Annotated in this window: 16 protein-coding genes; 12 read left to right on the forward strand and 4 right to left on the reverse strand. The window is 52.2% G+C overall.

Annotated elements, in window-relative coordinates; all coding sequences use genetic code 11:
• Positions 1-31: 31 nt before the first annotated feature.
• Positions 32-799, reverse strand: a complete 768-nt coding sequence (locus tag RIG61_02325; GenBank protein MEQ9617991.1) for an SDR family oxidoreductase — start codon at positions 797-799, stop codon at positions 32-34.
• Between the two features lie 220 nt (positions 800-1,019).
• On the opposite strand from RIG61_02325, the gene RIG61_02330 reads away from it, so the two are divergent.
• Together RIG61_02330 and pbpC are read left to right on the forward strand one after the other, a co-directional pair.
• Positions 1,020-6,545 carry an MG2 domain-containing protein gene (locus RIG61_02330; GenBank protein MEQ9617992.1) on the forward strand — a complete coding sequence of 1,842 codons (5,526 nt, stop codon included), beginning with the start codon at positions 1,020-1,022 and terminating at the stop codon, positions 6,543-6,545.
• Positions 6,546-6,578: 33 nt separating this feature from the next.
• On the forward strand, positions 6,579-8,972 hold the full coding sequence (gene pbpC / locus RIG61_02335) for a penicillin-binding protein 1C (protein ID MEQ9617993.1): 2,394 nt from the start codon (positions 6,579-6,581) through the stop codon (positions 8,970-8,972).
• A gap of 42 nt (positions 8,973-9,014) precedes the next feature.
• Here the strand turns inward: pbpC and RIG61_02340 are convergent, their stop codons facing one another.
• Positions 9,015-10,382: a cytochrome P450 gene (locus RIG61_02340; protein MEQ9617994.1), complete on the reverse strand. Its 1,368-nt coding sequence runs from the start codon at positions 10,380-10,382 to the stop codon at positions 9,015-9,017.
• Positions 10,383-10,585: 203 nt separating this feature from the next.
• On the opposite strand from RIG61_02340, the gene RIG61_02345 reads away from it, so the two are divergent.
• The 4 genes from RIG61_02345 (at position 10,586) to RIG61_02360 (ending at position 14,543) form a co-directional block, all read left to right on the forward strand.
• Positions 10,586-11,044: a CoA-binding protein gene (locus tag RIG61_02345; protein ID MEQ9617995.1), complete on the forward strand. Its 459-nt coding sequence runs from the start codon at positions 10,586-10,588 to the stop codon at positions 11,042-11,044.
• A gap of 97 nt (positions 11,045-11,141) precedes the next feature.
• Complete coding sequence (locus RIG61_02350; GenBank protein MEQ9617996.1) at positions 11,142-12,437, forward strand: O-acetylhomoserine aminocarboxypropyltransferase/cysteine synthase; 1,296 nt, start codon at positions 11,142-11,144, stop codon at positions 12,435-12,437.
• A complete protein-coding gene (locus RIG61_02355; GenBank protein MEQ9617997.1) occupies positions 12,434-13,600 on the forward strand; it encodes a homoserine O-acetyltransferase in 1,167 nt (388 codons plus the stop codon). The genes RIG61_02350 and RIG61_02355 overlap by 4 nt, the downstream gene beginning before the upstream one ends.
• A 52-nt stretch (positions 13,601-13,652) precedes the next feature.
• Positions 13,653-14,543, forward strand: coding sequence for a patatin-like phospholipase family protein (locus tag RIG61_02360; protein MEQ9617998.1), 891 nt, complete (start codon positions 13,653-13,655; stop codon positions 14,541-14,543).
• Here the strand turns inward: RIG61_02360 and RIG61_02365 are convergent.
• Together RIG61_02365 and trxB are read right to left on the reverse strand one after the other, a co-directional pair.
• On the reverse strand, positions 14,540-15,988 hold the full coding sequence (locus tag RIG61_02365; GenBank protein MEQ9617999.1) for a glycosyltransferase 87 family protein: 1,449 nt from the start codon (positions 15,986-15,988) through the stop codon (positions 14,540-14,542). The genes RIG61_02360 and RIG61_02365 overlap by 4 nt on opposite strands.
• A 126-nt stretch (positions 15,989-16,114) precedes the next feature.
• Entirely contained in the window at positions 16,115-17,068 is a 954-nt protein-coding gene (gene trxB, locus RIG61_02370) for a thioredoxin-disulfide reductase (GenBank protein ID MEQ9618000.1), read from the reverse strand.
• Between the two features lie 223 nt (positions 17,069-17,291).
• Between trxB and RIG61_02375 the strand changes: the two genes are divergently transcribed.
• The 6 genes from RIG61_02375 to rodA all read left to right on the forward strand — a co-directional run bounded on the left by RIG61_02375 (position 17,292) and on the right by rodA (position 23,881).
• Complete coding sequence (locus tag RIG61_02375) at positions 17,292-18,398, forward strand: aminomethyltransferase family protein (GenBank protein ID MEQ9618001.1); 1,107 nt, start codon at positions 17,292-17,294, stop codon at positions 18,396-18,398.
• Positions 18,399-18,567: 169 nt separating this feature from the next.
• The gene (locus RIG61_02380; GenBank protein ID MEQ9618002.1) at positions 18,568-19,617 is read left to right on the forward strand and encodes a rod shape-determining protein; all 1,050 of its coding nucleotides are present in this window, start codon (positions 18,568-18,570) and stop codon (positions 19,615-19,617) included.
• A 52-nt stretch (positions 19,618-19,669) separates the two neighbouring features.
• Positions 19,670-20,497 (forward strand): rod shape-determining protein MreC, encoded by an 828-nt coding sequence (gene mreC, locus RIG61_02385; protein ID MEQ9618003.1) that lies wholly within the window; start codon positions 19,670-19,672, stop codon positions 20,495-20,497.
• On the forward strand, positions 20,490-20,981 hold the full coding sequence (gene mreD, locus RIG61_02390; GenBank protein ID MEQ9618004.1) for a rod shape-determining protein MreD: 492 nt from the start codon (positions 20,490-20,492) through the stop codon (positions 20,979-20,981). Before mreC ends, mreD begins: the two co-directional genes overlap by 8 nt.
• Positions 20,962-22,770 (forward strand): penicillin-binding protein 2, encoded by a 1,809-nt coding sequence (mrdA, locus tag RIG61_02395; protein MEQ9618005.1) that lies wholly within the window; start codon positions 20,962-20,964, stop codon positions 22,768-22,770. Before mreD ends, mrdA begins: the two co-directional genes overlap by 20 nt.
• On the forward strand, positions 22,757-23,881 hold the full coding sequence (gene rodA / locus RIG61_02400) for a rod shape-determining protein RodA (GenBank protein MEQ9618006.1): 1,125 nt from the start codon (positions 22,757-22,759) through the stop codon (positions 23,879-23,881). Before mrdA ends, rodA begins: the two co-directional genes overlap by 14 nt.
• Positions 23,882-23,883: the final 2 nt, after the last annotated feature.

Genomic DNA, 23,883 nt, shown 5'->3' on the forward strand with positions numbered 1-23,883 from the left:
CATATTTGAAGACTTTGATTTTAGTTCCAGATTATTTCGCGCTCAGCCCCCCGTCTACGGAAAGCATCGCGCCCGTGATGAATTTAACCCTGTCGTCGCAGAGGTATAAAACGGCGTTTGCTATTTCCTCCGGCTGGGCAAGGCGGCCGATGGGGTGAACCGATATATAGCGTTTTTCGCCCGCCTCCCTGTCCTCCCATTCTTCGAATAGCTTATCTACCATAGGCGTATATATGGTTCCGGGGCAAATGGCGTTTACGCGGATTCCCCTGTCGGCGTACTCGAGCGCCATGCTCCGGGTGAGCTGATTTACCGCGCCCTTTGAGGCGCTGTAGGCCGCGAAACCCGCAGGCGACGCTTTCAGTCCCAGTATGGATGAGTTGTTTACAATACAGCCGGAACCCTCTTCAATCATACGGGGTATCGTGTATTTGGACATGAAATAAACGCCTTTTACGTTAACGTCGAATGTCTCGTCCCAGAGCTCGTTTGTGGTTTCGTGAGTGTTGGCTCTGTAACACACGCCCGCGTTATTAAATAATATATCGATCCGCCCGAATTTATTTACCGTCTTATCGACGGCGCTCTTACAGTCTGCTTCCACCGAGACGTCGCTTACGAGATAGTCTATATACAGTCCGTCGCCGCTCATTTCCCGGACCGCATCATCGAGTGTCTTTTCGGTGCGTCCGGTGATAACCACGTTCGCTCCCTCCTCTGCGAAGAGAAGCGCCGTGGCTTTTCCTATTCCCGTTCCGCCCCCGGTTATTAGCGCGACTTTATTTTTCAGTTTTTTCATAAGAGCGTTTAAAAAATTATTTGTCCTAATATTATGTAGCGGATATATCTTTAATCAATATAAAGGGGTTTGAGTTTTCAGAAGCGCTTTTTGATTTATGTCTTGCCCCGGTTAAACATTATTTAGTTTTCTCAACTATATTTTATAATCTAATATCGGCTTCATGCGTACATGAGACCGCGGTTCGTAATTTATTCAGGCCAAAAGACAGGAGCGAGAAATGGGCGATACATCCGATAAAAACAGAATGCGGGATATAAAAGATCCGAGAAACGCGGCTATTGTTCTACTTGTTGCGATTGCCCTCGTAATGGGATTCATGCTGGTAAAAAACAATTTTACCGGACCCGAATCTGAAAAACCCGCGCAAGCGCCTGAGGGCCGGGGGGTAAGGGTGGTCGAGGTCAAGCTCGACAAGGAGGACAACAGGTTTGTCGATTTCGTATTTAATAAGCCTGTTGGCGAGAATGAGAGCGGCGAGATTCTGGGCCGCGATCCCGGCACTATCAGCCCTCCCGTAAACGGCTCGTGGCTCTGGAAAAGCCCTAATGTTTTGAGATTTGAGGCGTCTTACGGATTCAACATGGCTACGGATTATACGATCTCTCTCATTGCCGGGAATTTCTTGAAGCGCGGGGAGAGGCTGGGGGGCAAAACCGAGTTCGAGATAAGGACGGATAAGTTCAAGCTGGTTCAGTCTACGGTTGAGGAAGAGCCCGTACCGGACAGGAAAAATACCGTAACACTTAACGGCAAACTGGATTTTAACTATCCGGTTGATCCGAAAGTTCTGGCGAGAAAGATAAAGCTTATCGAGCCCGGGGGTGACGAAGACGACGGGGAAAAGGAGATTCCGGTCAAGCTCATAACCGACTACTGGAATTCGTCCGTCAGGTGGAAGAGCGTCCCTGTCGAGAAAACGGCGGGTGAAAGGGAGCTCGAATTGATTATCGTCGGGGATCTCACTCCCGCAGAGGGTAATGTCGGGCTGGGAGAGGACTACATTCAAAAAATACCACTCGGCTCCAAAGACAAGCTTGCCGTAAGGAGCGTCACTCCGAAGGCGGAATATCCCAAATCTTCAATCGTTATCGGATTCTCCTCAGCGGTAAAGCCTGAAATTGCCGCTGACTACATATCGATAGAGCCCGAAGTTAAACATACGGTAAAGAGAGTTCAGAACAATCTGGCGCTGACCGGGGAATTCGTTCCGGGCAAAAAATACCGTCTTTCAATTTCCGGAGGGCTTCCGGCCTACGACGACGCGGTGCTCAGGCATGAATACAAAAAGGAGATTCAATTTTCAGACCTGAAACCCGGGATAGAATTCGAAAGCCCGGGCATGTTTCTCGATTCAAAGGGGTCTCACGCCGTGAAGCTCGACTCCATAAACGTTGAAAAAGTCGATATAACGGTGGACCGGGTGTATCTGAACAACCTCTTTTTTCTGTTTCAATCCTACGGTTATTCGGTCTGGAGGGACGAGTATTATCAGGGAGCCGTCGGGGATTATTTCGGCGACCGTATCGTTGATGAAAAGGGCTTTAAAATCGAGAAGAAGCTAAACCGGCAGGTTTCTACCGTGCTGAACCTTAAAAAGTACGTCCCGGAAAATGAACCCGGGCTGTATCAGGTGGGGATAGTGCCCGAGGGTAAATATGATGGGATTCAGAAATGGGTGCTTATCACCGATATAGGGATAGTGGCCAAAGAGGGCAAAGACGAGTTTTTAGTCTGGGCGACTTCTTTCTCGAGCCTCGATCCGGTGCCTGGAGCCGAGGTTTCGGTAATCAGTGTGCAAAACCAGGTCGTGGCTAAGGGGCTGACCGACGGGAAAGGCATATTCCGCGCGACAGGTATGGGGGAGAAGCTCAAGGAGAGTAAACCCTACATGGTCACGGTTGAGAAGGCCGGGGATTTCAGTTTCCTCCTTCTTGAAAATATGAAAATAGACACCTCCGGGCTCGACGTGGGCGGGGCGGTTCCCTCGGCCGGGGGATATACGGCCTACGTTTACGGGGAAAGGGATATCTACCGTCCCGGAGAAACTGTCGAGGGCATAGCGGTGGTGAGGGAGGCGAATTTAAATACGCCCCGGCCCATGCCTATTATACTCAAGCAGAAAGACGCGAAAGGCCGCCTTGTAAAGACCGTAAAAGAGACAACCGATGAAGATGGAATTCTTTCTTTCGAGCTGCCTCTCCCCGATTTCGCTCCTACGGGGAATAACACGCTTGAGGTAATCGCGGGGGACGAGTTGATAGGTCAGTACCTCTTTCAGGTCGAGGAGTTTATACCCGACCGAATCAAAGTAAGGATAGAGACCGCAGAGGATAATATCCCGCTCGAAGGGGAGCTCGATTACGAGGTAAGAAGCGCGTATCTCTTCGGACCTCCCGCTTCGGGCCTCGCGGTCGAGACCCGGATAGATCTGGTGGAGAATCCGTTTCTGCCCGAGGATTATAAGGGTTTTGTCTTTACGAATCCCGACAGGAAGTTCGATTCCAGGGAGATATTCAAAGAAGAAGGCGCGCTGAGTGAGGACGGTGTCAGGAATTTCTCCATCAAGCTGCCCGGGGGTCTCAGGCCCCCTTCATCCCTTCAGGCGCAGATCACGGCGCGTGTTCAGGAGACGGGCGGACGCGGAGTAAGCGCAATCAGGAAAGTAAACGTTGATCCTTATCCCTACTATCTGGGCCTTAAGCGGAAAGCGCCTGACCGGTACGCGGAGCCGGGTAAGGAGGTTGAGTTCGAATACGTGGCGCTGGCCCGGAAGGATGACCGGACAGAAGAGGTAAAAACGGGCGAGTTAAAGGCCGAGCTTTACAAAGACGTATGGAATACTGCGCTCAGGAAAACCTCTTCCGGAAACTATAAATACGAATCGAAGCGTGATTCCGTTCTGATAAATTCAATGCTGATAGACAGCGGGGCGCCTGAGGGTAGTTTCGTTTTCACGCCCCCCGAGTTCGGGAGCTACCGCGTCGTCCTCTCCGACCCCCGCGGCGGGTCGTCGACGCAGGTGCAGTTCTACGCGAGCGGATGGGGATTTTCCCCCTGGGCCGTGGAGAATCCCGCAAGGATTGAGCTTGACCTCGAGAAAAAAGAATACATGCCCGGCGAGACCGCTAATGTTCAGGTACGGGCACCTTTCTCCGGGAAACTAATGATCACGGTAGAGCGGGATGATATTTACTACACGGAGATTCATAACCTCGACGGAAATACCGCTACGGTATCTGTTCCGGTAAGCGACAAATACCGCCCGAACGCCTACATCACCGCTACTCTCGTGAGGTCGGTTAAAGACCTTGAGCCGGGCTCCGCGGGGAGGGCATTCGGCGCAGTGCCGATAAACGTTGACCGCAGCGAAAACAAAATCGGTATCGAGATAACCGCCCCCGAGGTAATAAGACCGCTCACACAGCTTGAGGTCGGCGTCAAAACCGAACCGGGCGCAGTGGTTACTGTAGCGGCTGTCGACGAAGGAATATTACAGCTTATAGATCAAAAGACAGCTGACCCCTTTATATACTTTTACAGAAAACTTGCGCTCGGAGTCAGTTCTTACGATACGTACTCGCTCCTTCTGCCCGACGTCTCTCTCGGGCTTTCGCCTCCGGGCGGGGGGTTCGCCGCCCGGAAGGAAATGCAGTTCCTTAGCACGCAGGGCATCAGGAGGGTGAAGCCCGTAGCCTTCTGGTCCGGCATTATCGAGGCGGACGAGGAGGGGAATGCGGCGGTTTCATTCGATATCCCTCAGTTCCAGGGCGCGTTGCGCGTAATGGCTGTGGCCGTGAACGGGAAACGGTTCGGCTCAACGGAGGAGTTTACGAGGGTGAAGTCCCCTATTGTTCTCCTTCCGACCGTTCCCAGATTTTTCTCGCTTAAGGAGAGTGTCGTCATTCCTGTCTCCGTGAGGAACGACACCGGGCGGGACGGCGTCATAACGGTGAGCTTATCTCTCGACGGTCCCGCGTCCGTAAGAGAGGCGGGGGGCGGCTCGGGCGATGAGGAACGGCAAAACAAAAAAGAGGCGGGCAGGGATGTCGATATACCGGCGGGCGGGGAGAAAACGGTTTATTTCACTATTGATACTGCGGACGATTCGGGCGCCCTCAGGCTCGGTGTAAGAGCGTCCGGAAACGGCGAGTCCACGGCCTCCGATATCGAGGCGCCGGTGCTCCCCGACCTTCCTCAAAGAAGGGAAGAGAAAATCGGGAGGGTAAGCGGTCTCGAGACCGAATTGAGCATAGAAGGCGAGGATTCATACCGCCGGGGCACCATTAGGCGCGAGCTTTACATAAGCAGGATTCTGCTCATACAATTCTCCGGCAAGCTCGAATATCTGCTTCAGTACCCTTACGGCTGTCTCGAGCAAATTACGTCCCGGGTATTCCCACTCCTGTATCTATCGGAGATAGCGAGCGAAATCGAGCCCGAGCTTTTTGAAAAGTCGGACCCGGCAGCCATGGTCCAGGAAGGCATAAGACGTATCGGGACAATGCAGCTGAACGGGGGCGGGTTCTCTCTGTGGCCGGGCGGGGCGACTGCGGAGCCCTGGGCGAGTATTTACACTGCGCACTTTCTCGTCGAGGCCCGGAAGGCCGGATACCTCGTTCAGGACTCACTCTATTCGGGGGCTATAGGGTATGTGAAGAACGTAGCCAAAGCGAAGGGTGAATACAGCACGGGCGAGCTTGAGCGCGCCGTTTACGCGCTTTATGTCCTGAGCCGCGACGGACAGCCCGATAAGAGCACGATGGATTTTATCAGAGAGCGCCACAGGGACGAGCTCACCGTGGAATCGAGGGCGCTTCTCGGCGGGGCATACGCCGCATCAGGGGACGCGTCCGCGCTCGAGGAGCTGCTCGAGGGATTAAACGATGTTGAAGAGGTTCAAAGAGAGACCGGGGGCAACTTTAATTCGACCATCAGGAACAGGGCGATACTCCTCCTCGCCATACTGGACGTGGATCCGGATGACCCGAGGGTGCCGGAGCTCGTCGAGCGCCTCTCCAGGGACGCGGAGCTCAATCCCTGGTGGACCACTCAGGAGAGCTCCTTCGCTCTCCTCGCCATAGGCCGGTTCGTCAGCCGGCAGATCGACTCCCCCCCGTATAAAGGCTCCGTTTATGCGGGTGACAGAGAGGTCGCCTCCTTCAGCAGTGACGAAACACTGACCCTGACTAATATCGAGGGGGATGAACCCGTAACCATAAAGATGGACGAGGGATTTCAGGACGGAAGCGCCTTTTATTCCCTGACAACGAAAGGTATACCGACAAGGAAAGGGTTCAAGCCGCTTGAGCAGGGCCTCATCGTAGAAAGGGAGTTTCTCACCCGCGGCGGCGCTCCGGTCAGTCCCGGAAGCATCGAGCAGGGGGACCTCATCGTGGTGAGGACAAAGGTGAAGAGCGATGCGGGACGGCTTCAAAATGTGGTGATAGAGAATCTTTTGCCTTCGGGGTTCGAGGTCGAGAACCCGAGGCTCAAAACTACGGAGACGTTGAAATGGGCCACAGGAAAGGGCATCAAGCCCGAATATCTCGACATCAGGGACGACCGCATTCTTATATTCACGAACCTGCCCGACGCGAAGTGGTATAACTATTACGCGTTGCTGCGTGCGGTGAATCCCGGAACCTTTACGGTGCTCCCAGTTCAGGCGGAAGCGATGTATTCGCCCAATATCAGGTTTACGGGAAAGCTTGAGGAGCCGTTTGTGGTCAAGCTCAGGGAATAACCGTCTTATGCCTCGTATCGGAATGGAAGAATTATGAAAATTGCGGGATACGCATCAATAATTGCTTCATCGCGTAAGAGTCTGGCGGCGGCCCTGCTGACGGGCCTACTCTTAATTTTATCAAGCGCATTCCTCCTGTTTTTATTACTGGATTATTTGTTTCCGTTTCCAGTCGAATCTCTTCGAAGGGAATCTGCTGCCGTAATTACGGACAGAGAAGGAAAGCCTCTCCGTTTTTTTCTGCCCGCGGACAATCACTGGAGATTTCACGTCGAGCTCAATGACATTTCCCCAAGACTCGCCCGGGCGGTGATAGCTTCCGAGGACAGGTGGTTCTACCGCCACCCGGGCGTTAACCCGCTTTCATTTCTGAGGGCCGCGTACACGAATCTAAAGTCGGGAAAGGTGGTATCGGGCGCTTCGACTATCCCGATGCAGATTGCCCGCATGGCCGAGCCCAAACCCAGGACCTTCTTTTCAAAAGCGGTGGAAGCCTTCCGCGCCCTCCAGTTAAAACGTTGCTTCGAGGACGAGGAGCTTCTTGAGATTTACCTCAATATAGCTCCCTACGGGGGCAATATTGAGGGCGTAGGCGCAGCCTCCTATTTTTACTTCGGAAAGGGCCCGCGCGCCCTCTCGCCCCACGAAATCGCCCTTCTTACGGTGCTCCCCCGCTCCCCCGTCGCGTATGATCCGACGCGGAATTCCGAGGTTTCGCTGAGAGAGAGGAACAGGGTCTTGAGGCGGCTCGCGCTCATAGGAGTGTTTACAAAGGAGGATGCGGCCAGGGGCATGAAAGAGCCCGTTCCGTACAAGAGGCGGCCCCAGCCGTTTCGAGCCCCGCACTTCGCGGAATACGTCTATTACGGAGTATCGAAAGGGAATAGCTTGAAAACCACTCTCGACAGCTCTATACAGAAAATGGCCGAAGAAGTGGCGAGAAGGCATACAGGCAGGTTAAGGAACGGGGGTATCGATAACCTGGCCATAGTCGTGATCGAGAACGAGAACAGGGATGTAAGGGCTATGGCGGGATCGAGCAATTACTTCGAAAAGGAACATTCGGGGCAGGTAAACCTGGCTCTCTCGAGGCGCTCTCCGGGCTCTGCGTTAAAGCCCTTTCTCTACGCCATGGCGCTCGATAAGGGAATAGTAATTCCCGACTCCTACGTGCTCGATATACCGACCGACTTTTCGGGGTACATAGCCGAGAATTATGACGATAGATACAGGGGACGCGTCACGATGACGCATGCCCTTATACTCTCACTCAACGCCCCCGCGGTGAGGATTCTCTCAAGGGTAGGGCTGAAGGATTTTCACGGTCTCCTTTTAAATGGCGGGCTTTCAACGCTCGACAGGCCGTCGGAAAAATACGGTCTGCCGCTCGTACTGGGGGCGGGAGAGGTAACTCTTCTCGACCTTGCGAACCTCTACGCCACGCTGTCCCAGGCAGGGGTTTATCGCCCTTTTAAAGTGTCGCAGGAGGACGGAAGAGACTATCCGGAAACAAGATTATTTTCCCCCGAGGCTTCCTACCTGATTACGGAAATACTCACCGAGCTGAGACGCCCCGACATGCCTTCAAACACCTGGGCGCTCACCGAAGACGTGCCGGAAGTGGCCTGGAAGACAGGCACGTCCTACGGTCACAGGGACGCGTGGTCAATAGGGTATTCGAGCCGTTATACCGTAGGTGTGTGGGTGGGTAACCCGGACGGGAGGGGGCAGAAGGGCATCTCCGGCTCCGAGCACGCGGCTCCTATTCTGTTCGACATGTTCCGTTCCCTAGAGGGCGACGGAGCGTCCATTGAAATGCCGGACGGGCTTAAACTCGGCTCGGCGGAGGTTTGCAGGGAGAGCCACTTGCTGCCGACCCCTTACTGCGGCGAGACCGACAGCGTTACCTACATTAAAGGGGTATCCGCTATCAGGATGGATGATTATTCCCGCAGAATTTTCGTTGATTCCGAGACGGGAGAACTCCTTCTCGGGGACTGCATCGGCTCCCGCCCTCACGGGACGCGGGTCATAACGACCTATCCGCCGGAGCTCGTCGCATGGTGGATGGCCGAGGGAAAGCCGGTTGAAACGATGCCCCCGCTAAGCCCCTATTGCAACGACGTGCCTTCGGAGCGCGCGCCGAAGATCGTTTCTCCCGACAAGACCACACCTTACCGGGTGCTCAGGGGAATGCCCGCGGAGCATCAGAGGGTCGAGCTCGCCGCCCGGGTGAGCGAGGAGGTCGATACCCTCTACTGGTATCAGGATGGGAAGCTCGCGGCTTCGTCAGGACCTTACAAGAAAGTATTTATTCCTCTTGAGAAGGGAATACACAACCTGGTCGTCGTGGACTCTTCCGGGCGCTCGGACAGCATAACCTACAGGGTGGAAAGCCAAAATAACCACCGGGTGGTTGAAAAATAAAAATACCGGAAGCTATGCGTTTGAAGATAAATAATTCACGGTTTATCTTCTTTCCATAATCATCTTTATACCGTATTTGGGACGTATCGTGATAAGGGGGTCGGGTTCGATACGCTGGTTGGGGACGAGGCGCATTCTCCATCCGGACGCTATAGTGGCGAGCAGTATCGCGCCCTCCATCCATGCGAATGGCTCTCCGATACAGCGCCTCGGCCCTCCGCCGAAGGGAAAGTAGGCGAACTTCGGGAGACCGGACTCGAACCCGGAATTCCACCTGTCGGGATCGTAATTCAGCGGGTTGGTATACAAGCGGGGGTCGCGGTGCACGACGAACTGGCTCATGAAAATATCCGCGCCCGCCGGGATTACGTATCCGTCAACCTCATAATCATTAATGGCGCGCCTTGCGACGGCCCATGCCGGGGGATACAGCCTCATCGCTTCCTTAAAAACCTTGTGAGTGTATGAAAGTTTCCCCAGGTCCTCCACGGAAGCTAAACGGTCTCCCAAAACAGCGCCTGTCTCCCCGTGCAGTTTTCGCTCGACTTCGGGGTGCTGGGAGATAAGGTAGAAAGTCCAGGTAAGGGAGTTGGCCATTGTCTCCTGGCCTGCCAGGAAGAGCGTTATCGCTTCGTCCCTCACCTGACGGTCGCTCATTCCTTCCCCGTCCCCTTCCTCGTCCTGAGCTTCGAGAAGCATGGTCAGGAGGTCTTCTTTCTCTCCCGGGTTTTTGCGCCGCTCTTCAATCAGCCCGAATATGATACTGTCCAGACGCTCAATAGCCTCGCGGCACCTGTTGTTGCCGGGCAGGGGCAGGCTGTCCAGAATTTCGGAGAAAGGAAAAACGAACCTCGGAAACAGGGTTACGATATCGGTCAGTGATTTTACAATCTCATCGGATTCGGATTCGACTTCGGCGTCAAACAGTGTTTTGCTCACGATTGCGAGCGTGAGGCGGGTCATTTCCCGGTGAATATCGAGAGCCTCACCCGTCCGCCAGTTTTCGCCTGTCAGACTGGCGTACTCTGCCATTACGTCGCCGTAGTTCTTTATTCTCCTGTGATGGAATATGGGCTGAATAATCCTTCTTTGCCTCAAATGAGACTCGCCTTCGTTTGTCAGGAGCCCTTCGCCCAGAACCACCTTGGCCCTTTCAAGGGCCCTGCTCTTGGTAAAGTTACGGTTATTAGTCACGAGTACGTCTTTTATATGCTCGGGATTGCTGAGCAGGTACACCTTGCGTGAGCCCGTCTTGTAGTAAACTATATCGCCGTACTCTGCCGCGATTCTTGTAAGAAAACCGAGAGGGTCTCTGAAATAACTCACAAGGGAACCCGCAAACGGCAGCCCCTGGGGACCGGGAGGCAGGAACGGCCTTTTAAATTTGTAACCCCTGTATGCCGCTTCCATATATAATTCTAGAATATGGAATCGGTGTTAAGGTGTCAATCATTTCGTTCTATTATAGTCGAGATAGGTTTCGGTCCCGCATTAGCGGACGGTTCCGGAATAATTCTTGTCCGGGACGTCTTTCCAACCACTCCGGCGCGGGGACAGGCGGTTTGTAAGCGAGGGTAAAATTAGTGTAGTTTATCTATTGACAGGAGCGGGTTATGGAAGACATAAACACTCTAAGAAGAATATTGAGAGAAAACGATACTATCGCAGTAGTAGGCCTTTCCAATAATTGGCACAGACCCAGTTACTTCGCCGCTAAATATCTCCAGGAGCACGGCTACAGAATCATTCCTGTCAATCCGGGGCAGAAGGAAATACTGGGGGAAAAATGCTACCCGAGTCTCCTCGAAATACCGGAGCCCGTGGATGTGGTGGATATATTCAGGCGTCCTCGGGATGTCCCGCCTATCGTGGAGCAGGCGATCGAGATAGGGGCAAAGGTCGTCTGGATGCAGCTCGGCGTGATTAACGGGGAGGCCGCCGGGAAAGCGAGGGAAGCGGGGCTCGAGGTCGTTATGAACAGGTGCATGAAGATAGAGCACGGGCGTCTTTTCGGCGGGATACATTTTATAGGTGTGAACAGGGGGTTCGTGTCTTCCAGAAGACCGAAGTAGCTTCCACGCTGGTAAGGCGGAATTTATGATAGGAGCGCGAATATATATAATCCGTTTTTCATTCACCGTATGAATATTGAGTCCCGGAGGAAGATAAATGCCTGACAGAAAATTTGGTTTTGAAACATTATGCATTCACGCCGGGCAGCTGCCCGACTCGGCTACAGGCTCCCGTGCGGCGCCGATTTACCAGACCAGCGCCTATGTATTCGACAGCGCGGATCACGCGGCGAGCCTCTTTAATCTCCAGACCTTCGGCAATATCTATACGCGTATAATGAACCCCACGAACGCCGCATTCGAAGAGAGGATGGCCGCGCTCGAGGGCGGAAGGGCTGCGGTGGCGGTCTCGTCCGGAATGGCCGCCCAGATGGTGGCGATACTGAATATTCTTAAATCCGGGGACGAGCTCGTGTCTTCGAGCACGCTTTACGGCGGCACATACTCGCAGTTCGACGTTAATTTCAGGGACCTCGGCATCAACGTCACGTTCGTCAATCCCGATCAGCCCGAGAATTTTAAAAACGCGATCACTGACAGGACAAAGGCGCTCTTCGCCGAGACTATCAGCAACCCGCTCGGTAACGTGCTCGACATCGAGGCGGTATCTAAAATAGCCCGCGAAGCGGGAATACCCCTTATCGTCGACAATACCTTCGCCACGCCGTACCTGTGCAGGCCGTTTGAGTTCGGGGCCGATATTATCGTGCACTCTGCCACGAAGTTCATATGCGGTCACGGCACGTCGATCGGCGGAGTGTTGATAGAATCGGGCAAGTTCCCGTGGGATAACGGCAAGTTCCCCGGAATGACGGAGCCGTCCAAGGGTTACCACGGCGTGAGGTTCTACGAAACGTTCGGGGATTTCGGCTATACGATGAAGGCCCGATGCGAGATTTTAAGAACGTTCGGCCCTGCCCTGAGCCCTTTTAACTCGTTTTTATTCCTGCAGGGCCTCGAGACACTGAACCTCAGAATGGAAAGGCACTGCTCGAATGCGCTTTCTGTAGCCGAGTTCCTGAAAGACCATCCCGCAGTCAACTGGGTCAATTATCCGGGCCTTCCTGACAGCCCGTATTACGAACTGTCGAAGAAGTATCTTCCCGGGGGTGCGGGCTCTATCTTCACCTTCGGGATAAAAGGCGGCAAGGAGGCGGGCATCAGGTTCATTGAAAGCCTCGATCTGCTGAGCCACCTTGCCAACGTAGGCGACGCGAAAACCCTTATCATACACCCGGCCTCGACCACTCACCGGCAGTTAAACGAAGAGGAGCAGGAGCTTGCAGGGGTAAACCCGGAGATGATACGCATTTCGGTGGGCATCGAAACGCTTGAAGACATTCTCTGGGATATAGAAAACGCTTTAGAGGAGTCACAGAAGGTAAAGGCATGAGCCAGAAGGAATTCGGGGAATCCCCGGTCGTCATAATTGAGGAGGGTTCCGTAGGGCTTGTAGAGACCGAATATTTCACATTCGCGTACCCTCCGAACAAATTCGTTATGGACAACGGTACGAAGCTCGGCCCTATTACGGTCGCTTTTGAGACCTACGGAGAGCTGAATGAATCACGGGACAATGTAATTATCATCGAGCACGCCCTCACCGCGAGCGCCCATGCCGCCGGAAAACACAAGCCGGACGATAAATATCCGGGCTGGTGGGACGTGATGATCGGCCCCGGGAGGGCATTTGATACGGATAAATACTTCGTCTTATGCTCTAATATACTGGGGAGCTGTTACGGGACGACAGGCCCCTCGTCGATAAATCCCGAGTCCGGCAAGCCTTACGGAATGTCGTTTCCCGTCGTGACCGTAAGAGACATGGTCAATGTTCAGAAGGCGCTTGTGGACCGGCTGGAAATAAAAGGCATTACATCCGTCGTCGGCGGCTCCATGGGCGGGATGCAGGCGGTCGAATGGGCTCTTCAATATCCTGATATCGTGGACTCGATTATTCTCGTGGCGTCAGGGGCCGTTTCCAACCCCCAGTCTATCGCAATTCACAAGGTCGGTATCCGCGCCATTCTGGACGATCCCCAGTGGAGGGGCGGTGATTATTACGGCGCCGGGCCTCCCGCCAAGGGACTCGCGATTGCCAGGATGATAGGTCATATAACCTATCTCAGCCACGGGTGGCTGTGGGAGAAGTTCGGAAGGAATCACCCTGACCCCGGCTCGATGAAGCAAAAGCTCGGCAGCAAATTCGATATAGAGAACTATCTGGAGTATCAGGGCAAGAAGTTCGTCGAGCGGTTTGACGCGAACAGCTATATATACATCATGAGGGCCATCGATATTTACGACGCCGCGGAGGGCTGCGGCAGCCTTGAGGAATCGTTCGAGAGAATTAGGTGCGATAAGGTTCTGGTAACTTCATTCACATCGGACTGGCTCTTTCCGTCATATCAGTCTATAGAAATAGTGGATGCCTTGAAGGCGAACGACATAGAGGTCGAGTACCACGAAATAGAGTCCCCCTACGGTCACGATTCTTTTCTCCTGGAGCATAAAATGCTGACCCGATACATAAAAGAATTCCTGCGCGCTTTATAGCGAAATGAATTTTCTCAAGCCGGGTCGGGACGGATAGATAATTACGCATAATATGAAAAAGAAGATCGGGATTGCGCTTGGAGGGGGAGGGGCAAAGGGGTTCGCGCACATAGGCGTGCTGAGTGCGTTGACCTCAGCCGGTATCAATTTTGATCTGGTGGCGGGGACCAGCATAGGAGCGCTCGTAGGTGCTGCCTACGCGTCCGGCAGCCTCGATAGTCTTGAGAAGATTTCAAAGAAATTGGGCGTAACCGATATCCCCTTCCTTCTCGGTCCCACGTGGCCGTCGAAGGGTCTATTCAGCGGGAATTATATAGAGCGGCTTCTGAATGAGGTCATCCGCGTCGAGAATATAGAAGAGCTGGGAAAGCCTTTCGCCGCCGTCTGTGTGGATTTAAACAGGGCCGAAATCGTTACGTTTACAGAGGGCAGCCTCGTGAGAGCTGTTCGCGCTAGTATGTCGATACCGGGGCTGTTTACCCCTGTTATCCTGGGAGACAAGCTTCTCGTGGACGGCGGAGTGCTCGAGCCCGTGCCCGTAAAGGCGTTGCATGAGCTGGGCGCGGAGCTCGTAGTAGCGGTCGATCTGTTAAGCAACCTGTCTTCATCGGGCGTCCCCGGCGGGAAAGCAGGAGCTTCATTCGCGGATTATATCCGCTCTGTCGCGGAGAAGTTTTATATGGAGGATATGTTTTCCGCGCACGGCGGCGAAAGCAAAACCGGACTGTCGCTCATTGAGATTGTGCAGAAGAGCTCTGTTGCCGCTCAAAGGCGCCTGACCGAATATAACTTCAGGGAAAACCCTCCCGACCTGATAATCGACCCCCCGCTTTCGCACGTAAAGGTATTCGATTTTCATCGTGGCGAGTCTATTATGAAAACCGGCCGGGAGACTGCCGAAAAAGCCGTACCCGCCTTATTGGAGTTAATTGGCGATGGTTAAGCTCGCTCGATGTATTTTTCCCCGTATTTCCATTCTATAAATATCAAAATCCAGACGGGAACAAACTCGAACCAGACCACGACATTGTCGAATATGCCGGTGTAACCCCTCGGCTCCAGATAGTATCTTAGATAGTAGAGGGGGAGCAGAAGCGTCGGGAGCAGCAGTGACAGCCTCGGTCTCAGAGTCAAAAAAGGAACTAGCCACGTGTAGTACCAGGGAAATTGAGCGGGGCTTACCAAGAATACGAATGCTACTATAAACAGGCTCTTCTCAAAGAGGTCTCTGCCGAGGGATTTCTTAAGCGTTACAACGCTTACCCACAGTATTATGAGAAAGGCCATAATCGCCCTTGCCAGTGCGTATTTGTGAAACGCGGCGTAGCCGAGGATTCCCAGAGCATGCTCCGATATGAATACGAGAGCCCTGAATGCGGAATCGTTATTCTGCCACCTCCGGCCGTACGCGATAAAGCCCGAGCTTTCATCAAGGCCGGAAATATAAACCGGAATCAGCAAAAAAATTATCAGGGTGATAAATAAGAGAGCCGCCGGTATTAATTTCCGCGGATTAAAAATGAGGGGCTTGAAAATAACCGGCAGAAGGAACGCGGGCCACAGCTTTACTCCTATCCCTAACGCAATGCTCACGGCAGAGCTTAAGTATCTGTTTCTCCCGGCCAGCATTATCGCGCCCAGCACAAATGGAAAGACGAGGACATCCAGATGACCCGAGTTGAATATCTCCTTTACGAGAAGCGGGTTCCACCAATAGATTATCAGCATGGCGGACGGAAGTCCGATAATCCGCAGTGAATAGAAGAGCAGGCCCAGAGTAGCCAGATCGGATATCAATAAAATCAGTCTCCACGCCGTAAGGCTCCATGGTTTTATCAGGGATGAGGCCGCGAAGAACCCTTGTGCGACAGGCGGGTATATGGAGCGTAAGTAGGGATGATTGACTCGGTTGATTATTTCACCCGATTCGCTCTTTAGACCGGTGAGTTCGGAAGGAATCCGGGGGTTTTCTATCACCTGCTCCGGGGAATATTGATAAGGGTTGAGCCCGTGCGAGGCCACCGAGCCGTCCCACAGGTATCTGTAGAAATCATCTTCCAGCATCGGGGTCGAGACGAGCATCAAAAACCTCAGCGCCAGTCCGACCAGCACGATCCAGATTAACTGTTTCCCCGTGAGCTCTGTTCTGGGCACGATGTAAACTGTAATCAGATACAAAAGGCCCGAGAGAATGAGAACTGAGACGAGAGCGAGTACGGGCTTTTCCGGAGCGGGAATATCGTACTTAAACTCCTTTGATATATAGGCCAGTAGTGCGAAAAGTAGTATGAGGAGAATCCCCGGGAGTCCGATTGTCTTTACGGTATTTGTATTAGAAGAATGGGTGGAGGTTGGAGCTGTCTCCCCGGCTGTAGAGAATTTCTTCATTTCACCGCTAGAGGGTATGCCTCCTTATGATGAATGTCTTTACTCGGGAGGGCCGGGTCTGAATGCGTTCTTCCGGCCTATGCCGACAGAGTGGCCGCAGTCCTGGACGGTAAGGGGAAACACCTCTTACCCGTGTTGCTCTTCGAGAAACCTCTCCGCGTCGATCGCCGCCATACAGCCTGAGCCCGCGGCCGTGATAGCCTGACGGTATTTATTGTCCTGGACGTCCCCCGCGGCAAACACGCCCGGTATGCTCGTTTCCGTCGAGCCGTTTTTGGTGATCAAATAGCCGAGCTCATCCATTTCAAGCGTTCCTTTAAAGATTTCGGTGTTAGGATTGTGTCCGATCGCGATGAAGACGCCCTGAGCTTCTCTTTCTGATGTCTCACCCGTTTTATTGTTTTTTAGAGCGACCCCGCTTACCCCTTTTTCCGTATCGCCGAGTATCTCCAGAACCTCGGTATCCCATATAAAATCAATTTTGGAATTCTTGAATGCCCTTTCCTGTAGTATTTTTGAGGCTCTCAACTCGTCTCTCCGGTGGACTATATTCACCTTTGACGCAAACTTTGTGAGAAATATTGCTTCCTCGGCGGCGCTGTCCCCGCCTCCGACGACGATAAGCTCTTTATCCTTAAAAAAGAATCCGTCGCATGTGGCGCAGGTTGAAACTCCGTGTCCGAGGAGATACTTCTCCGATTCCAGACCCAGCATTTTAGCCGAAGCTCCGGACGCTATAATAAAGCTGTCGGCTTCGATAGTCGTATCGCCTACAACGACTTTGAAAGGCCTTTCTGAAAAGTCGACCGAGGTTATGGTTCTCATCACGAATTTCGCGCCGAACCTCTGCGCCTGTTTTCTCATCGCGTCAATCAGTTCGGGACCGAGGACTCCGTCGGGGAACCCCGGAAAGTTTTCCACGTCCGTTGTCAGGGTAAGCTGTCCTCCGGCTTCCATGCCCTCGAATACAACAGGCTCGAGGTTAGCCCTGGCCGTATACAGAGCGGCGGTCAGCCCCGCAGGGCCCGATCCCATAATTACTACACTCTGCCTTCCTTTTAATTCGGAAATATCCGTCATCTTCACTCCTCTTCACATTACATCTTAAACAATTTCCGCTTTATACTACATTTCGTCTGCGGATTTTCAAGTGGCACACCCTCATCAAAAAGGGGTGATTCCCCGTTAGATAAAGAAAAACAGCGCCGGGATTCAAACAGCGCTTCGATTTATATGAATATTACTTGGGCAGAATCGCGCCCTATGGTTATACTTATGTGCTAGACAGGTAATCGTAAACGTTATGAATAAACTGCACCTCCATCAGTTGCACGAGTCCCTCGGCGCAAGCTTCACCGAACAGGGTGGATGGCTTATACCGGGGAGCTACGCCAACAAATTAGGCGAGTACGAAGCCGTTAGAAAAAATGCGGGGATTACGGATCTCTCGCACAGGGGTAAATTGCGGCTTAGCGGGAAAGAGCATTTGAAGTTCCTTCAGGGCATGCTCACCAATGACGTGGTCAAGCTGCCTGTGGGAAGCGGCATGTACGCTACAATACTCACTGTGAAGGGAAGGGTGCTCTCCGATATGAATGTTTACCGCGGTGAGGATTATGTTTTTCTCGATATGGAGCCGGGACTTAATGAAAAGGTAGGGGATCTGTTGAAAAAATTCAGGTTGTCATATAAGGCCGACATAGAGGATATGACAAAGAGTCTCGGCCTGCTTTCCGTTCACGGGCCCAGAGCGCGGGGCTTGGTTCAGGAGCTTCTCGGAGGCGGAGTAGCGGAAATGTCCGAACGCTCCCATTTCAAAGCGGACGTAGAGGGGATGGAGGTTACGGCGGTAAGGATTAACAGAACCGGGGAAGAAGGCTATGATCTCTACGCCGGCAGTGAGAGCCTGGGCAATCTGTGGGAGCTGCTCTCGGGCAGGGGGGCGGACTCGGGACTCGAGCCCGTCGGCTCCGATGCTCTTGAAATACTCAGGATAGAAGCCGGGATTCCGGTTTACGACAGGGATATGGACGAAAGCACCATTCCTATAGAGGCCGGGCTCTGGCATGCGCTCGACTTCGAGAAGGGCTGTTACGTAGGGCAGGAGGTCGTGGCTCGTATTAAATGGAGAGGCCATGTTAACCGTCATCTTACGGGATTTATTATAGACGGGGACGAATTGCCTCTGAGGGATGACGAAATTTATAACGGCGATAAAAAGGTCGGGCGTGTGACGAGCAGCGTGTTTTCCCCCGTCTTGGGCCGTCCGGTAGCCCTCGGATACATAAGAAGGGAATTCAGGGAGCCGGGCACCAGGGTCTCGATTCATTCTGCCGGAGCGCAAACTCTCAATGCCGGGGTATCGGAGCTCCCCTTTTACAAGGGATCGTCCGGAGAGAAAAAACTTTAAATCGGCTAAAATAAGCTCTTATATTCCTTGATTTTCTTCCGCTCTCTATTATAGTATCAGCTTACGCTTTTTTGTGTTAATATTAAGCTAAGGTTCCGGGTTGGGATTTCTATATAACTCATTAATAACATTTTATTAATTTCTGACTTATAATTTGGGTAGGAGGGTATTGGAAATGATATTCGATACGATTTTAGGATGGTTTTCAAATGATCTCGCTGTCGATCTGGGGACCGCGAACACATTGGTATATGTAAGGGGGAAGGGAATAGTGGCTAACGAGCCCTCTGTAGTCGCGGTACAGGAGGACATGAGAGCGACAAAAAAAATACTCGCTGTGGGTAAAGAAGCGAAGGATATGGTCGGAAGGACGCCCGGTTCGATTAAGGCGATAAGACCTCTCAAGGACGGCGTTATAGCCGATTTCGATGTAGCCCAGAAAATGCTTGAATACTTTATCCGCAAGACCCACAACAACAGAAAAAGTTTTGTAAGGCCGCGTATTATCGTTTCCGTGCCTATAGGTATAACGGAGGTGGAGAAGAGGGCCGTCAGAGAATCGGCCGAGGCCGCGGGGGCGAGGGAAGTCTATTTGATCGAGGAAACGATGTCCGCAGCCATAGGGGCCGGAATGCCCGTCACGGAGCCTACCGGAAACATGGTCGTCGACATAGGGGGTGGAACCACGAGTGTGGCGGTAATTTCGCTTGCCGGTATCGTCGTGAGCAAATCCATCAAAATCGGCGGGGACAAGCTCGACGAAGCTATACTTCAATACGTGAAAAGAAGTTACAACATGCTTATCGGTGAAAGAACGGCGGAAGACGTCAAGAAAAAACTCGGAAAGGTATTGGGCAACGGCGATATAGGTTCAATGAATGTAAAGGGCAGGGACCTGCGCGCCGGAATACCGCGTACTATTGAAATAACATCCGAAGAGGTAAGGGAAGCGCTTACGGAGCCCGTGAGCTTTATTATAGAGGGTATAAAACAGACCCTGGAAAGAACCCCTCCCGAGCTCGCAGCCGACATAGTCGACAGCGGTATCGTGCTTACAGGCGGGGGAGCGCTTCTGGGGAATCTGGATCAGCTGATCAAGGAAGAAACGGGGCTTCCGGTCTCGAGGGCCGATGACCCTCTGACGTGCGTAGTTTACGGTTCGGGAAAAGTGCTGGACGAGCTCGACCTCCTGAGAGAGGTGAGCATCGGATACTCGTAAGAACCCTGCCAATGTCGGTGATTTATTGACTATAAGCTGTTATGATATGTAAATGTTCTTCTTCAAGCGTCGCACATTTATAATAATTCTTATTCTCTTTTTTATTGCCATTCAGCTTTTCTCTCTCGATTTGAGAGAAAGAGAAAGTAATAATCCCGTATCCAGATTCGTTCTTACTTTAACCTACTACCCCCAGAAATTTATTTCCGGTCTGACGAATAAGACAGTCGGCGTCTGGAAAAATTATATCGGTCTGATAAAAATCAGAGAAGAAAACATGAGGCTCAGGGAAGAGCTAAACAGGATTCGCCGTGAGAAATTCGAGCTCGCCGAAGCAGAGGTTCAGAACACGAGGTTGAAAAAACTTCTGGAGTTTAAAGAGGACATATCCTATCCCGTTGTCTCTGCCAACGTCATAGGCGCGAGTCCCTCGATACTGCGTTCTCAGGTTGTCATTGTGGGCAAGGGAACAATGGACGGTGTGTACGAAGGGATGCCCGTGGCGTCTTCTGACGGTATAGTCGGAAGGATACTGCTCGCAGGCGATAAAAGCTCCGAGGTGCTTCTGATTACGGACCCGGTAAGCGCGGTTGACGCCTACATTCACCGGACGCGCGCGAGGGGAATAGTAAAAGGGGCCGGGAACGGATGTCAGATGGAATATATAGAGAAAAAATCCGATGTGAGCACGGGGGACAAGGTTATATCTTCCGGTAAAGACGGATTCTTCCCGAAGGGAGTTATAATCGGCACCGTTACCGCGGTCGATACTAAAGGCAGCTTTATCACTGCCTCGGTTTCTCCCCATGTCGATTTAAACTCACTGGAGGAGGTTGTTATCATCCTCAAATCGGTAAACAATGTGGTACTGAATGAATAGAACAGTCACAATATTCTCGTTAGTAATAATTTCAATCCTGTTTATAACAATTCAAACGACCCTTCTGTCCCCTAGAACTGCGGGGTATCTGTTCCCGGATTTGAATCTGATCTTGATAGTTTTCCTTGCGGTGTACTCCGAGACCAGAGGAAGTTTTTTGCTCGCTGCCGGAAACGGTTACATGATGGATGTCCTTTCGGGCAATCTGCCCGGGACGTTCACCATCTCCCGCTTGAGCGCATATCTTCTTGTCAGGTCCAGCTCTAATCATGTTTATTTGAAAAAAATGATTGTTCAGGGACTGGTTATATTCGTCGCGACAATTTTTACGTGGACTTTTATATTGTCTGTAATTAAAATAAAGGGTGAGGGAGGATTTCATATTTCATTTAATGAGATAATGACCCAGGGGCTCATCAATACCGTTGTAGGGGTTCCACTCTTTTGGGCTGCGAGAAGGGTTCATGCAAGATTTCAGAAGTAGGCTTGTAGTATCGACAATAATACTCGGCATTGCATTCCTCGTGCTTGCTTCAAGACTATGGTTCCTTCAGGTCCTGAAGGGAGACGAGTTCGAGTTATTTTCGCTGGAAAATAGAATACGGGTAGAGAGAATTCCCGCTCCAAGGGGAAGGGTGCTTGACAGGTACGGGAGGGAACTTGTAGTAAACAGGCCCTCTTTTGACATATATGTCCTCCCCAAAGATGTAGATGACGTGGTCAGCCTGAGTAAAAACCTGTCCATGATCCTGGAGCTGGATAATAAAGATATTGCGGAAAAAGTTTCGCAGGCGTCCCGAAAAAACCGTTTTAAGACCATCCTTATAGCTCAAGACATTAACCGCGACCAGCTTGCTTTTATTGAGGCGAGAAGGAGCTCGCTTCCCGGGCTTATTATCGAGGTGAATAATTTAAGACAGTACCCGCACGGTACGCTCGGAGCCTCTTTCCTCGGCTATATAGGCAAAGTAAATGAAAACGACCTTGAGGACAATCCAAAACTAAGCAACAACGCGCTGGTGGGTAAAACGGGGATCGAGAAGAGCTGGGAGTCCTCGCTCCACGGGGAGGACGGATTCGTACAAAAGGTAACGGACGCGCTCGGACGCGAAGTGGATTCGAGTCCCTTTCAGAAGGATCTCAAGAGTAAGAACAGCGTTCCCGGCAAAGATATCTTTCTGGCAATAGACATAGATCTTCAAAAGGCGGCGGAAGAGGCGCTCGGCGAAGAATCCGGGGCAATCGTAGCCGTAAACGTTAAAAACGGCCAGGTGCTTGCCCTTGCGAGCAAGCCTTCTTTTGATCCCGCCGACTTTATAAAAGGCATTGATTCCAAAACGTGGACGAAGCTAATGAACGACAAGACCTTCCCGCTGGTCAACCGCGCGACTCAGGGCCTGTACGCGCCGGGCTCGGTCTTTAAAATGGTTGCGAGCGCGGCCGCAATGAAAGAGGGGATTGTCAACCCCGATAATCGCTTTCACTGCCCCGGATATTACAGGCTGGGGACGCATACCTTCAGGTGCTGGAAGAGGGGAGGGCACGGATGGATGAATATGAGAAATGCTATTGTCCAGTCCTGTGACGTATATTTTTACAAAATCGCCGAGAGGCTCGGGATAGACACTTTCGCGAAATATATGAATAATTTCGGTTTCGGTTCCGTTACCGGAATCGGAATAGAGGAGAGGGCGGGTGTGGCGCCGAGCAGGGAATGGAAATTAAAGAGGTTCAAGAAGCCATGGTACAAGGGTGAGACAATTGTCTCTGCGATCGGACAGGGATATGTGAGCACTACCCCTTTACAAATAGCCGTGATGACGGCGGCGATTGCAAACGGCGGAACCCTTCTCAAGCCAAATCTGGTTTTGAAGGAAGTGACTTTCAGCGGTGATGTAAACGAGATAAAACCGGAACGCGTGGCGCGTGTTCCCGTAGAGGACGAAATTATCTCGATAATCAGAGATGCGATGACGGGAGTGGTGAACGACCCGCGCGGCACCGGACGCCGGGCGCGTCTCGAGAACGTCACGGTTGCCGGAAAGACCGGAACCGCCCAGGTTGTTTCGCTTGATGCGCAAACCGGCAATAAGTCCCACATGGACCACGCATGGTTTACGTCCTTTGCGCCCGCCGAGGCCCCTGAGATTGCGGTGACGGTGCTGGTAGAACACGGGGGCAAGGGCGGGGCTGTTGCGGCGCCGCTGGCCAAAAAAATAATGGAAATCTATTTCAAGCTGAAGGAAGAGAGAAAAGCAAATGATAATGTTTGACAGGAGGCTCTTCTACAGCTTCGGCTGGTCTCTATTCTTGATGATACTGGCGTTTTCCGCTTTGTCTCTGCTGAATCTTTACAGCGCGTCCTATCAAACGGGCCTGGTCTTTTTCAAGAAGCAGATATTATGGGTTGGGCTCGGAGTTCTATGCATGCTTGTAGTTTCTTTCATAAACTACAAGCTTTTAAAGCAGTACTCTCTTTATCTGTATGTTCTTTCTATACTTCTTCTGCTCTTCGTTCTCTATTTCGGAAGGGAGGTTTCGGGCTCCAAAAGCTGGATCAGCATCGGGTCCTTTGCCACTATTCAACCCTCGGAGCTTGTAAAAATTCCCGTAATTCTGGCGCTGGCAAGATTTTACGACAATGACTATCAGGGATACTCCTACGGATTGCTCGATCTCATAAAACCGGCTTTGCTTGTCGCGTTTCCTCTGGTTCTCGTGATGCTTCAGCCTGATCTCGGGACCGCTCTCACCATCATATTGATTTCGGGAAGCATGATATTGTTTATCGGTGTGAGGAAGAGGTCTCTGGCCCTTTTACTCGCTCTGGTCCTGGGGTTTTCATATCCCGCGTGGCATTTCTTTCTCAAGCCTTATCAGAAAGAAAGGATTAAAACATTTGTTGACCCTTCAAGAGACCCGCTCGACTCCGGATATAACGCGATACAGTCCCGGATAGCCGTGGGTTCGGGCGGATTTACGGGCAAGGGTTTTATGGCGGGCTCACAGACGCAGTTGAGGTTTATCCCGGCCCAGCAAACGGATTTCGCCTTCTCCGTTCTCGCCGAGGAGTGGGGGTTTCTGGGCGGTGTTGCCGCGCTCCTGCTTTACTTCATGATTATTCTCTGGATTCTCGATACCGCGAGTCGATCGAAAGATAAATTTTCCGTCCTCGTATGTTTCGGGATCGCCGCGATGTTCTTCTGGCACATCGTTGTAAATGTCGGAATGGTTATCGGCCTTCTGCCGATAACCGGCGTACCCCTTTTGCTTTTGAGCTACGGAGGTTCTTCGACACTTACCGCGATGATAGGGGTGGGGATAGTGCTTGGAATAAGGATGAGGAAATTCCCCGTGCCCGCCACCGCTGTGGAGCTGAGGTGATT

It is taken from the genome of Deltaproteobacteria bacterium, assembly GCA_040223695.1.
Lineage (GTDB): Bacteria > Desulfobacterota_D > UBA1144 > Nemesobacterales > UBA2774 > JAVKFU01.